Raw genomic sequence first — 12,233 nt, 5'->3', positions numbered from 1 at the left:
TCAGCCCTTCTTCGCGGAGCCTGAGGAGCCGTTCTTCTTCGACGAAGCCGCCGCGGACCTGCCCGGCTCGTCGAGATAACCGCGTTCGCGCATTCTTTTCAGCGCCTTGCGATGCGCCTCGTGCGAGCGAACGCTTCCGTTGAGCAGTCCACCGAAGCCGACGATCCGCAGGCCCCCGCCGTACTCGACCAGCTTTACCTCCTTGGTGTCTCCGGGTTCGAACCGGACGGCGGTACCGGCCGGAATGTCAAGGCGCTTGCCGAACGCCTTGTCGCGGTCGAACCTCAGCGCGCGGTTGGCCTCGAAGAAATGGAAGTGCGAGCCCACCTGAACGGCCCGGTCACCGGTGTTGTGCACGGTCAGCTTCACCCTGGGCTGACCGGCGTTCAGCTCGATCTGTCCCTCGCCGTAGATGTAGACGTCGTCATCCGACATGGGATGTCGCCCCCCTCAGGTTCGCCACCGCCCGGAAGCCGTGGTGATGGTCGTCGTGGTCATCGTCGTGGTCGTGGTGATGTCCGGCCACCGCGGACGACGGTCCGCCGAGCCGTAGGAGCGCGCGTTCCCCGGGCATCACTTCCCACCGACGGGATCGTGACAGGAGACCAGCTTGGTGCCGTCGTCGAAGACGGCCTCGACCTGCATCAGCTTCAGCATCCCGCGTACGCCCGGCAGCACGTCGTTGGGCCCGACCACCTGCTTGCCCAGCTCCATGCACTCGGCGACCGTCTTGCCGTCCCGTGCCGCCTCCACGATCGCCGAGCTGATCAGCGCCACCGTCTCGCCGTAGTTCAGCTTCAGCCCGCGCCTGCGGCGCTGCTCGGCCATCTGGGCGACGAGGAAAATGAGCAGCTTGTCCATCTCGCGTGGTGTGAGATTCATCGGGGTCCTTTCTCCGCACGGCTATCCGGCGCGCTGGATTTTCGTGAACATCGGGATGGCCGCCAGGAACACCCAGGTCACCAGGACGAACGGCCAGGTGAGGGTGTGGCCGCCGGTAACGGCGAAAAGGTTGCCGATACCGGCGGTCAGCGCCGCCGCGGACACCACGCCGATCACCGCGTAGACCGCGCTCACCCGGTTCACCAGCATGAACGTGCCCCACAGTGCGAGCCCGGCCAGCACGGCGTTGTAGCCGTACAGGCCGGCCCCGAGATCGGCGGCCTGCGCGCCCAGCGCCCAGCCGGTGAGCAGGCCGACCAGGCTGGACAGGAGCGCCACCAGCCCGGTCACCCAGCCGGCCACGAACAGCCCGATCAGGAAGATCAGGCCGACGTACCACTGGTTCTGGAAGAACACCTGGCCGATGCCGCTGAGCGTGCCCCGCCAGAAGTCGTGCCAGCTCATCGCGGTGCCCGGAGCGGTGGCCGACGGCGGGGCCGAGCGCGCGTGCTCCGCCCAGATCCGGCTGAAGGACGGCCCGCCGATCACCATCACGCTGGTGACCACGCAGAAGGGCGCGGTGAAGGTCGGCAGGTTGTACGGGGTGAGCAGCACGTTCAGCGCCGAGGTGAGCACGCTCCCGGCGATCGCCCCGGCGACGACCAGGAGCACGGTCATCCACCGGGCTTCCAGGTAGAGCACCAGGCTGACACCGATCAGCGTGCCGCAGAACCCCTCCAGCCCCACCGAGACCCGGTCCCAGGTGACGCCGAACAGGTACGCGGTGGCCGTGGCGACGAGCGTGCCCAGCAGGCCGAAGACGCCGAACCGCCAGCCGCCGACGAACAACGCGACGATGAAGATCAGGCCCGTCCAGTGGTTGGGCTGGAGGTCGACCTGCGCGACCCCCCGGGGGATCGTCAACAGGTACTCCAGCGCGCGGCGCCCCCCGACAGGGTGCTCACCTCCGGGTGAGCCCGACGGCGGAAACGCCGATGTCATAAACGTCGCCCTTCCCGCCACTGACACGCGTCCTGCCCATGGACGGCCATCAAAGGTGAATCCACGATGTGGGCACACAGCACTACTTTCCATGTGCCGAACCGGCAAAAATCAACCAAGGCCAGCATTTGGTCAAATATCAAAGGTGCTGAGGTTAACTCCTGACTTAGACGCCAACCATGTGAGCTAGGGCATCTCTGTCGGCAGGCGCAAAAAGAGCCGAAGGAGCAAACAAGACGAAGGGGCCCAATAATGTCAGTCGGAATGAGCAGCTGGATATCAAGCGGGCTGAACACCGGTGATTCGGCCTGGATGCTGACCAGCACCGCGATGGTGCTGCTGATGACTCCGGGGCTGGCCTTCTTTTATGGCGGCATGGTCCGTTCCAAGAATCTGCTGACAACGCTTTACATGAGTTTCATCTCGATCAGCCTGGTGACCATCATCTGGTTCGCCTACGGATACGGGCTGGCCTTCGGGAGGGACCTCGGTGGCGCCGGGCTCATCGGCTGGAGCGATTTCCGGTTCGCGAACATCACCCCCGAGACGCTGTACCAGCAGATCCCCACGTACGTCTTCGCGCTGTTCCAGCTGACCTTCGCCATCATCACGGTCGCGCTGATCAGCGGCTCGATCGCGGGACGGGCCCGGTTCGGCCCATGGATGCTCTTCGGCGTCCTGTGGATGACCCTGGTCTACGCGCCGGTCGCCCACTGGGTGTTCTCCAGCACCGGCTGGCTCAAGCAATGGGGCGTGCTGGACTTCGCCGGGGGGCTGGTCGTCGAGCTGAACTCGGGCATCTCCGGGCTGGCACTCGCACTGGTGCTCGGGCCGGGTGTCGCCTTCCGGCGCAAGGACGCCCCGCAGCCCGCCAACATCCCCCTGGTCCTGCTCGGCCTGGCCCTGCTCTGGTTCGGCTGGTTCGGTTTCAACGCGGGCTCCGCGCTGACCGACGGCCCGCTGGCCGCCAGGGCGTTTCTCAGCACGATGATCGCGGGCTGCGCGGGGATGCTGACCTGGCGGCTGGTGGAGTGGATCCGCTTCCGGCACCTGACCAGGATGGGCTCGGCCAACGGCGTCCTGGCCGGACTGGTGGCCATCACCCCGTCCTGCGCGTTCGTCAACGTCGAGGGCGCGCTCGTCGTCGGCATCGTCGCCGCCATCGTGTGTACGTACGCGGTCGAGATGAAGCTGGTCCTCGGCTACGACGACACGCTGGACGTGACAGGCTTCCACGGGGCCGGCGGCATCACCGGCATCCTGCTGCTCGGGTTCTTCGCCACCGGCGAGCTCGTCGGAACCCCCGGCCTCTTCTACGGCGGTTCGATCGCGCTGCTGGGCAAGCAGGTGGTCGGTGTCCTGGCCGTCGGTCTGTACAGCTTCATCGTCACGTTCATCATCGGGAAAGTGGTCGACAAGCTGTTCCGGATGCGAGCGACCGAGGAGGAGCAGCGCGTCGGCTCGGATGTGGGCTTTGCCGAGGGGTGAGCCCGGCGGCCATCATGACGAGTCGCCGCCATGACCCCTCACCGCCGATCGGACCGCCCTGTTCACGTCAGCTGGCGCGTCAGGCCCCAGCTGCGCCACGGTGAGGGCGAAAGGCATCATCTGACCAGCCTGCAGGGGCTGGCCGCGTTGTCGCTCGACGCTCTCAGCTCGGTCGCCTACGGACCGGAGGCGATCGCGCTCATCCTGGTCGCCGCCGGTGGCGCCACGATCGGTTACACGCTGCCGATCACCCTGGCCATCGTCGGGCTGCTCACGGTGCTGGTGATCTCCTACTGCCAGGTGATCGCCGCGTATCCGAACGGCGGCGGCTCCTACGCGGTGGCCAAGAACGATCTCGGCGAACGGGTGAGCCTGCTGGCCGCCGCGGCGCTCATCGTCGACTACGTGCTCACCGTGGCGGTCAGCCTCGCGGCCGGTGCCGCCAGCCTCGCCTCGGCCTTCCCCGTCCTGACCCCGCATCTCCTGGCGATCTGCCTGCTGGGACTGGCCCTGCTGACCGTGGTGAACCTGTACGGCATCGCCGACAGCGCGCGGGTGCTGATGCTGCCCACCGCGCTGTTCGTGGTGAGCATCCTCGGCGTCGTGGTGCTGGGGCTGGCCCGCTCCCATCCGGCGGCCGTGGTGGGGACGCCCGTGCACGTCCCGGTGACCGACGCGCTGGGAGTGCTGCTGATCCTCAAGGCGTTCTCCTCCGGGTGCTCCGCGCTGACCGGCGTCGAGGCCATCGCCAACGGCGTGCCCATGTTCCGCGAGCCGCGGGTCGCGCGGGCGCAACGGACCGAACTGCTGCTCGGCGCACTGCTCGGGGTGATGCTGATCGGACTGGCGCTGCTCATCCACCGCGACCGGGTACAGCCCCGGCAGGACGTCACCGTCCTCGCCCAGCTGACCGCCGGCGCCTACGGCACGAGCTGGGCGTACTACGCGACCAACCTCGTGGTCATGCTCGCCCTGGCACTGGCCGCCAACACCAGCTTCGGCGGCCTGCCGGTCCTGCTGAGCCTGCTGGCCCGCGACAACCGCCTGCCCCACCTGTTCGCGCTGCGCACCGAACGTCCCGTCCACAGGTACGGCGTCGTGGCCGTGGCGGTGGCGGCCGCCGTGATACTGATCGCGGTGGACGCGCGGACCCACAGGCTGATCCCGATGTTCGCCATCGGGGTGTTCATCGGCTTCACGATCAGCCAGGTCGGCCTGGTCAGGCACTGGACGACCCTGCGCCCGCCCCACCGGCTCGGCAAGACGCTGCTCAACGGCACCGGTGCCCTGCTGACCGCCGTCGCCACCCTGGTGCTGCTCACCACCAAGTTCCTGGAGGGCGCCTGGGTGGTCGTCATCGCCATCCCGCTGCTCATGCTGCTGTTCGCCCGCGTCGAGCGCTACTACACCGCGGTCGAAAAGCAGCTCGGGCTCGGGCGGACACCTCCCAAACCCACCCGGCCCGCGGCGGTTGCCGAGACCGGGAAAGTGATCATCATCCCGGTCTCGGACATCACCACCAAGACGGAACGGGCCGTCAGCGCGGGCCTGGCCCTCGGTGGCGAGGTGGTGGTCGTCGCGGTGCGTTTCACCGAGGAGGGGGTGGACGACCTGCGGACGCGGTGGAACCTGTGGGATCCGGGGGTCCGTCTTGAGATCCTCGGCAGCCCGCAGCACACCGTGGTCCGTCCCGTTCTCGACTACATCCGGCAGGTCGCCGACGGCGGAAAATGGGTCGCCGTGCTCATTCCCACCGTCGAACCGCGGCACTTCCGCCACCGGGCCCTGCACAACCAGCGTGACCTTTTCCTGATGGTCACGCTACGGGAGCACACGGATGTGCTCGTCTGCCTGCTGCCCTTCCGAATCGGCATATAGACGACACCGGTGATTGAAGTGGCCTTTTATGTTATGCGTTACCTATAGGCTGATTTGAGTATCACGCCATAAGCTGATTTAAGTGTCACACTCGGCAGTTGGGTCGCCCGAATTGACATGATATTTCCGGCGAAAATGCCGGTCCCCCAGAAGCAATACCTAATCCTCCGCAAGCCAGCCGACTTTCTGATGGTCGCTTTGCCCTAAGCAGGAATGGCCGGTGCGAGCATCGCCAGAGAGGCAGAACCGATCATGACATCTGGGGGAAAAATGCTTCGAAAACTAATCCTGGCGCTGGCCCTGGTCACGGTGACCGGATCACCAGCCGCCACGACCACGGCCTGGGCGGACGAGGCGTCCACCGCCCCGGCGGCGCAGGCGGCCGTCGCCGCGCCGGCCGCGCAGAAGGCGGGTAAATGTGATCCCGGATCGCCGTGCGCGGCGGTCAACTGCGGTCCCGGCCGCGTCTGCGTGCCCTCTCCCAAGCAGTGTTTCACCACACCGTGCCCGCAGTACGACTGCGTGCCCATAGGCAACACGGTCGGCCAGCCGTCCTACCCGGGCTGGCACCCGCCGTACCCGGGCTGGCGGCCCCCGTACCCGGGCTGGCGCCCGCCCTACCCGGCCGGCTACCCGATCCCGCCGTACCCGGGCTGGCGGCCCCCGTACCCAGGCTGGCGGCCCCCGTACCCGGGCTGGCGCCCGCCCTACCCGGCCGGCTACCCGATCCCGCCGTACCCGGGCGGGCGCCCGCCGTACCCACCGCACTGGCCTCCCTACCCTCCCCGCTGAGGGACGGCGGACCGCTTCCTAGGGAAGTACTCCCGTTGGAGGCTCCTCACCCTTGACCGTGGCGAACGTCGTGCGGGCCATGGACCGCGGCGGCTCATCCGCGCCATACGGAGTGGAGTCTGAATCACGGATACAAAGGCCCAGGTCATCGATTGACGGCCTGGGCCTTTACGCTGTCAGATTCCAGGCCGTATATTCGCGATCTCCGTCGCGGAACGGAGAATCGGTATCCGCGTCGGCAGGACCCAGCTGGATCAGCGGCCCGACGACAGACGGGACATCGGATTGGCTCCTCTCGCGGTCGACGACGCCGGCAACGAACTGACCGCCTTTCACCACGGCGCCGAGACCGTGCCTCCCGGCGACGCCCCGCTCCCTCTCGCCCTGGTCGCCCTGTGGTCTCGCGGCCGGTTGCTTCTGGTGTTCAACCGCTACCGCCAGAAGTGGGAACTACCGGGCGGAATGATCGATGCGGGAGAGACGCCACGCCAGGCCGCCGTACGTGAACTCCACGAGGAGACCGGCTTCCACATCACCCGGCTGACCTTCTCCGGGTACGCCGAGTACGTCCTCGGACCCGAACGACGCACCGAGTACGCGGCCCTCTACCAGGCCGACGAAGCCGCGCCGCACGGCGCGTTCACCCCCGACGACGAGATCGAGGACATCGTCTGGTGGCACGGGCAGGAACTCCCCGGCCGCGTGCAGAACCTCGACACCACGCTGGCAGCACTTTCCCGGCTGTGAGCTTTCCGCAGGAGCGTCAGCGATGAGCCAGGCGGTCAAAAAGGGGCTCAGCCGACCATGGCACTCTGGCCTCCGTCGACCGGGAGCAGGACGCCGGTGATGAAGCGGGCCTCCTCCGAAGCCAGGAAGAGGGCCGCGTTGGCGATGTCCCATGCCGTACCCATGCCGCCCTTGAGCGGGACCCGCTGGTGACGACGGGCCTCGTAGTCCTCCCTCTCCTCCTTGTCCATGCCGTACTCCGTCGCGCCCAGGTCGACGCCGATCGGGGTGTCGATGAGGCCCGGCATGATGGCGTTGACCCGGATTCCGTAGCGGGCGTTCTCCAGGGCCATCTGCTGGGTCGCGGCGTTCATGGCCGCCTTGGACATCTTGTAGGTGATGGGCGGATTGCCGGGAGAGGGGTTTCCGGCGATGGCCGCGATGGAGGAGATGTTGGTGATCACACCACGCTCGGCGGCCCGCATCACGGGGAGCACCGCCCGGGCCATCAGCAGGATGCTGCCAGAGTTGATCATCATGTTCCGTGCCCAGTCGTCGGGCTCGACGGAGGTGGGAGAGCCGTCGCCGATGGCCACGCCCACGTTGTGGTGCACCACGTCGAGACGGCCGAAGCTCTCGACGCAGGTGGCGACCGCGGCCGACCAGTCGTCGGCCACCGACACGTCCCCTTGGACGGTGACCGCGGTTCCGCCCTGCTCCTCGACCAATCCCGCCGTGACCAGCATCGAGTCCAGGTCACGGTCGATGAGGACGAGTCTGGCGCCCTCCCGGGCGAAGATCAGTGCCGTCGCCCTGCCGTTCCCGATCATCTGGCCGGGAATCTGTCCGGCCCCGGTGATGATCGCGGCGTACCCCTCCAGCCGGCCGGTCACGAGGCACCCGCCAGGCCGGGGTCGATCTCGACGCCGAAGATGTTCGGCGCCATCGCCGTCATCGTGTAGAAGCCGACGGTCATCGGCACCCGGTCACCTCCCACGGCCAGCCCGTCGAGCAGGCGTCGCGCCTGCTCGCCACCTTCGCCCTCGGGCAACGGCGGAATACGTGTCGTCATGCCGTTACTCGTGAGTGTGTTCTGGTAAGCGCGCTCCCAAGCAGCCCATGCCTTACGACATGAGCGTTCTCCCTTTCGGGAGTTCCCGCTTCACCGCCAACCGCCCGGCCTTACGGCCTGGTCTCACATCGGCTCCACGAGCGTTCAACGTCTCCCGCAACTCTGGGCGACATGACCGCGAGCACGATCAACACCCCAGGAAAGCGAAACCCTTGCCGGCTACGACAAGACCACGACCAACCGGCCGCACCACTACCCTGAGTACACCAGAGCATAACAGAGCGTACTCGCGACCGAGCGGCCATCAGCCCTTCGATTGATCGTGGCGCTGATTCCCCCGAGCGTGTGCGGGGAACGATGAAGAGCATCCCCAGACACTGGAATCCAATTCGGAGATCCTGCGATCAAGTCGAGCACCGGTCGGCGATGACGGGCCTTGCGGCAGGGGCAACGGCGCGTTGAAAGGTGTGCCTCCGCCGGTCACATCTCACACGGTGATGACGACCTTGCCGCGCGCGTGCCCCTTCTCCAGATACCGGACGGCCTCGGGAACCTCGCCCAGCGGATACGTCCTGTCGATGATCGGCGTGATCTTGCCCGCCTCGATCAGCTCTCTCAGCAGCCGAAGGTCCTCCGCACGCGGCATCGAGAAGAGCCCGCGCAGCCGCTGCCCCACGAACGGTGCGAGCATGAGCGCCCGGAGCTGGCGATCGTTGCCTCCGATCCACCGCCCTCCCCGCTCGCCTCCGACGATGACGAGGGTTCCCCGGGGAGTGAGGGCACGCCGGAGGTGTGACAGCGGGCGGTTCCCTGCGGCGTCGAGGATGAGGTCGTAGTGACGCGCCCGGTCCGCGAAGTCCTCGCGGGTGTAGTCGATGACGTCGTCGGCGCCGATCGATCGGACCAGGTCCGCCTTGGTCGTGCCGCACACGCCGGTGACCTCCGCGCCGAACGCCTTGGCCAGCTGCACCGCGAACGTCCCCACGCCTCCCCCCGCACCGATGATCAGGACCTTCTGCCCCGGCTGCACCCTTCCCGCCTCGCGAAGACCCTTCAGGGCGGTGCAGGCCGAGACCGGAACGGCCGCCGCCTGCTCGAAGGTGAGGTTCGCCGGCTTCGGCGCGAAGCTGTCCTGCCGGGCGGAGGCGTACTCGGCGAAGGCTCCGTCGCAGGTGCCGAACACCTCGTCACCCGGTTTGAACCGGGTCACGTTCCCGCCGACCGCCTCGACGCGCCCCGCGACGTCCATCCCCCGGACCCGGACCTTGGGCCTGCGGAACCCGAAGCCCATGACACGCGCCAGATACGGCAGGCCCGTCATGAGATGCCAGACGCCCGGATCGACGGCGGCCGCGTGCACCCGTACGAGCAGGTCGTCGTCCCCCATCACCGGCCTGTCGATCTCCCTGAGTTCCAGGACGTCGGGGGAGCCGTACCTGTCCTGGACGATTGCCTTCACCGTGTCTCTCCTGCACTGTCCGCGTACTGGAAAACGTCGTCGAGCGAGACGTCGAACACCCGGGCGATCTGAAAGGCCATCTCCAGCGAGGGCGAGTAGCGGGCCTGCTCGATGGCGATGACGGTCTGGCGGGTCACGCCGATGCGGTCCGCCAGCTCCGCCTGCGTCATCTCTCCGTGCGCGAACCGGAGGGCGCGGATCGTGTTGGTGACCCTGGTCGGCTTCACCACGGCCAGAAGCCCCGGCGGTAGGCGAAGATCTTCGCGATGGATCCGACGACCGCGGACAGGACGAACATCAGATAGACGACGTTGGCGATCCAGAAGTGGTCCAGCTCGGCCAGCGACATGCCGAGCGCCGCCACCCCGCCGATGACGACGAACGACTGGCCGGTGTACTCGCCGAATCTGTAGATCTCCCGGTCACGCTGGTCCTTCTTGCCGGCGTCCTTGGGTGAGGCGATCGCGACCGCGATGCGCAGCACGATCGACATCACGATCGCGGCACCGATGCTCCACAGCATCGTCGACACGTACGGGACCTCGGTGAGCGGGACACCGTCCGCTCGCCCCAGAACGAGGACGAGGTAGGCCGCATACCCGCACACCGCGACCACGCCCATGATCCAGGCGCTCTTCTCTTCGGATGACATGCCTCGAATGTAAGGCAAAGCCAACATCATGTCTAGTTTTCTTAACATCACTCCGCGGCGGCCACCCCGAGGACACGAACGCCGTGCCCTCGTCCGGGCGCAGCAGCCCGACGGCCATGGCCGGCGCGGTCGTCTTCCCCGCTCCGTTCGGGCCGACGCTCGACCGGAGGCGGCGAGAGATCAGCGGTTGCGGCTCGCCAGGAAGCGGTGCCACTGCGGCGAGGTCCGGGCGAGCAGGCGCAGGGAGGCCGGGAGCGTGGGCCGCGGGTCGTTACCGCCCAGACGGAGGGTGGTCAGCGCGGTGAGGTCCGGGAGCCATTCGGGGACCTCCACCAGCCGGTTGCCGCGCAGATCGAGCTCGGTCAGCGCGGTGAGGTTCCGCAGCGGCTCGGGAAGCTCGGTCAGCCGGTTGTCGTGCAGGTCGAGCTTGGTCAGGCCGGTGAGGTCGCCCAGCGACCCGGGGAGCTCGGCCAGTTCGTTGCCCCACAGGTAGAGCCAGGCGATGCCGGTGAGGTTACCGATCGACTTCGGCAGGCTCGTCAGCCGGTTGTCCCACAGGCAGATCCTGGTGAGCGCGGTGAGGTCGCCCAGCCACTCGGGAAGCTCGGTCAGCCGGTTGTCCTGCAGTTCGAGCCTGGTAAGCGCGGTGAGGGCGCGCATCGACTCCGGCAGGCTGGTCAGCCGGTTGGTTTGCAGCTCCAACTCGGTGAGCGCGGTGAGGTTGCCGAGCCAGTCGGGAACCTCCTCCATGTGGTTGTAACCGAGGCGGAGCTCGGTGAGCGCGGTGAGATTGCCCAGTGACTCGGGAAGGCCGACGGGCGGCCGGCAGTGCGTCACGCCGAACGAGGTGAGCGCGGTGAGGTCGCCCACCCAGTCGGGAATGTCGAACGGCTCCCAGCCACCGCCCAGGGAGAGCCTGGTGAGAGCGGTGAGCTTTCGCAAGGAGTCGGGAAGCCCGGTCAGCCGGAGGTCGAACAGGGAGAGGCCGGTGAGAGAGGTCAACTCGCCGAGCCACTCGGGAATCCGAGCCAGCTTGTTGTGGCCGAGGTCGAGTTCGGTGAGGGCCGTCAGGTTCACCAGCTGTTCGGGGAGCCCGACGAGGTTGTTGTAGGACAGGCGGAGCCGGGTGAGGCCGGTGAGGTCGCCCAGCCACTCGGGAAGCTCGGTCAGCTCGTTGAAGGTCAGGTCGAGCTCGCGCAGCTGCGTCAGGTCCCTCATCCGCTCGGGCAGCTCCGTCAGCTTCAGCCCGCTCAGGCTGAGCGTGGGCGCCCCTTCCCGCCCGCACCTGTTGATCCGGGTCAGGGCGGCCTTCGGACCGTTCTTGACCGCCATTGAGAGATCCCCTTTCCGAGGCGAACGAAATGATCGGGGTGACCTGGGCGGCTCACCGGCGAGAAGCCTAGGGACCGGCACTTGCGGATGGCTGGTGTCCGTCTTTCCGAGCCGCACCGAACCCTTCGCGCTCCGCGCGGACCAGGCTCGGGCCGCGCCCGACCGGCACGTGCTTGAGGTCCCAGCACTGCGAAGCCCGCAAAAGCCACAGTTCGTCGCGGTGTTGGGGCGCGGGAGGAAAGGCATCCCGGGGTTACTCACTCCGGAGGAGCAATCACATCACCGGCGGTCCACCCCGACCCGGTCATCCGCCGGGATGAGCCGTGCCGTACGGTCCTGGGCTGACCCGGTGTCAACACCCGCGCTTCCGGCTCCACGTTCTTGTAACCGCCGGCTCCGGGTACGCCGGGCCGGTCACACCGCCGCCGTCGAGTGGGAAGGCGCGCCGCCGATCCATCGGGGTGCGCCGGGCTGGGACCATGCCCGTTGGATGGTCCGGTAGTCGATCACGGCGACGCCCTCTCGCTGAAGGAGTTCGCGGGCCTCCGGCGACGTGTCGCAGTTGACGATGAGCACCCGGGCATCGGGCGGGAAACCCGGCAGCTCACTCGACTGAACCGAGAACATGGCGGGCTCGAAGGCAGGTCTGTCCATTGATGACCCCGGGGCCCAGGATCGGTCTCACCGTTATTGGCTGTACCGCCGCTACCTGACCTCGGTAGCATCCCAACCGGCGCTGACCCGGCGCTTCGCAACGTGAGGGAGCGGGAACGGCCATGGGCTTCGGTGAAATCCACGAAGCGAGCTTTCAGTCGACGTCGACAGGCACCCGCGTCGACTACCGCGTTCTCACCCCGCCGTCCTGGCGAGACGCGGACGCGCTGCGCTTCATCGGCCGCGCGTTGAGCGATCCGCCGACGCATTGACCGAATGCCTTGGCCGGATTCACC

15 protein-coding genes and 1 pseudogene are annotated in these 12,233 nt (G+C 67.5%); 5 read left to right on the top strand and 11 right to left on the bottom strand.

Features of this window, described 5'->3' with window-relative positions; translation table 11 throughout:
- From ACWD3H_RS29030 to ACWD3H_RS29020, 3 genes are all read right to left on the bottom strand, one after another.
- Complete coding sequence (locus ACWD3H_RS29030; RefSeq protein WP_451957240.1) at positions 1-435, bottom strand: urease subunit beta; 435 nt, start codon at positions 433-435, stop codon at positions 1-3.
- A 138-nt stretch (positions 436-573) separates the two neighbouring features.
- Positions 574-882, bottom strand: a complete 309-nt coding sequence (locus tag ACWD3H_RS29025; protein ID WP_355548019.1) for an urease subunit gamma — start codon at positions 880-882, stop codon at positions 574-576.
- A 21-nt stretch (positions 883-903) separates the two neighbouring features.
- Positions 904-1,806, bottom strand: a complete 903-nt coding sequence (locus tag ACWD3H_RS29020; RefSeq protein ID WP_355548016.1) for an urea transporter — start codon at positions 1,804-1,806, stop codon at positions 904-906.
- A gap of 342 nt (positions 1,807-2,148) precedes the next feature.
- Between ACWD3H_RS29020 and ACWD3H_RS29015 the strand changes: the two genes are divergently transcribed.
- From ACWD3H_RS29015 to ACWD3H_RS29000, 4 genes are all read left to right on the top strand, one after another.
- Entirely contained in the window at positions 2,149-3,372 is a 1,224-nt protein-coding gene (locus ACWD3H_RS29015; RefSeq protein WP_451957239.1) for an ammonium transporter, read from the top strand.
- A 30-nt stretch (positions 3,373-3,402) separates the two neighbouring features.
- On the top strand, positions 3,403-5,250 hold the full coding sequence (locus ACWD3H_RS29010) for an APC family permease (RefSeq protein WP_451957238.1): 1,848 nt from the start codon (positions 3,403-3,405) through the stop codon (positions 5,248-5,250).
- 270 nt (positions 5,251-5,520) lie between these two features.
- The gene (locus tag ACWD3H_RS29005) at positions 5,521-6,042 is read left to right on the top strand and encodes a hypothetical protein (RefSeq protein ID WP_451957237.1); all 522 of its coding nucleotides are present in this window, start codon (positions 5,521-5,523) and stop codon (positions 6,040-6,042) included.
- Positions 6,043-6,327: 285 nt separating this feature from the next.
- Positions 6,328-6,789: an NUDIX hydrolase gene (locus ACWD3H_RS29000; RefSeq protein ID WP_355548006.1), complete on the top strand. Its 462-nt coding sequence runs from the start codon at positions 6,328-6,330 to the stop codon at positions 6,787-6,789.
- A gap of 47 nt (positions 6,790-6,836) precedes the next feature.
- Here ACWD3H_RS29000 and ACWD3H_RS28995 read toward each other — a convergent pair whose 3' ends face one another.
- The 8 genes and pseudogenes from ACWD3H_RS28995 to ACWD3H_RS28960 form a co-directional block, all read right to left on the bottom strand.
- Entirely contained in the window at positions 6,837-7,661 is an 825-nt protein-coding gene (locus ACWD3H_RS28995; protein WP_451957236.1) for an SDR family NAD(P)-dependent oxidoreductase, read from the bottom strand.
- On the bottom strand, positions 7,658-7,840 hold the full coding sequence (locus ACWD3H_RS28990) for a hypothetical protein (RefSeq protein ID WP_355548000.1): 183 nt from the start codon (positions 7,838-7,840) through the stop codon (positions 7,658-7,660). The genes ACWD3H_RS28995 and ACWD3H_RS28990 overlap by 4 nt, the downstream gene beginning before the upstream one ends.
- 487 nt (positions 7,841-8,327) lie before the next feature.
- Positions 8,328-9,299: an NAD(P)-dependent alcohol dehydrogenase gene (locus ACWD3H_RS28985; protein WP_451957235.1), complete on the bottom strand. Its 972-nt coding sequence runs from the start codon at positions 9,297-9,299 to the stop codon at positions 8,328-8,330.
- Positions 9,296-9,526: a helix-turn-helix transcriptional regulator gene (locus ACWD3H_RS28980; protein WP_451957234.1), complete on the bottom strand. Its 231-nt coding sequence runs from the start codon at positions 9,524-9,526 to the stop codon at positions 9,296-9,298. The genes ACWD3H_RS28985 and ACWD3H_RS28980 overlap by 4 nt, the downstream gene beginning before the upstream one ends.
- Positions 9,523-9,906: a hypothetical protein gene (locus ACWD3H_RS28975; protein ID WP_451957275.1), complete on the bottom strand. Its 384-nt coding sequence runs from the start codon at positions 9,904-9,906 to the stop codon at positions 9,523-9,525. Before ACWD3H_RS28975 ends, ACWD3H_RS28980 begins: the two co-directional genes overlap by 4 nt.
- Positions 9,797-10,108, bottom strand: a pseudogene (locus ACWD3H_RS28970) (ATP-binding cassette domain-containing protein); the annotation flags it as partial. The gene ACWD3H_RS28975 and the pseudogene ACWD3H_RS28970, both read right to left, overlap by 110 nt.
- Positions 10,109-10,131: 23 nt before the next feature.
- Positions 10,132-11,283 carry a leucine-rich repeat domain-containing protein gene (locus tag ACWD3H_RS28965; protein ID WP_451957233.1) on the bottom strand — a complete coding sequence of 384 codons (1,152 nt, stop codon included), beginning with the start codon at positions 11,281-11,283 and terminating at the stop codon, positions 10,132-10,134.
- Positions 11,284-11,697: 414 nt separating this feature from the next.
- Positions 11,698-11,937, bottom strand: coding sequence for a hypothetical protein (locus ACWD3H_RS28960; RefSeq protein ID WP_451957232.1), 240 nt, complete (start codon positions 11,935-11,937; stop codon positions 11,698-11,700).
- Positions 11,938-12,059: 122 nt separating this feature from the next.
- On the opposite strand from ACWD3H_RS28960, the gene ACWD3H_RS28955 reads away from it, so the two are divergent.
- Complete coding sequence (locus ACWD3H_RS28955) at positions 12,060-12,209, top strand: hypothetical protein (RefSeq protein ID WP_451957231.1); 150 nt, start codon at positions 12,060-12,062, stop codon at positions 12,207-12,209.
- The last annotated feature ends 24 nt before the right edge of the window (positions 12,210-12,233 follow it).

The organism is Streptosporangium sp. NPDC002607 (assembly GCF_053592655.1).
The sequence above is the reverse complement of the archived record's forward strand: the minus strand, read 5'-3'. Positions and strand labels throughout refer to the sequence as shown.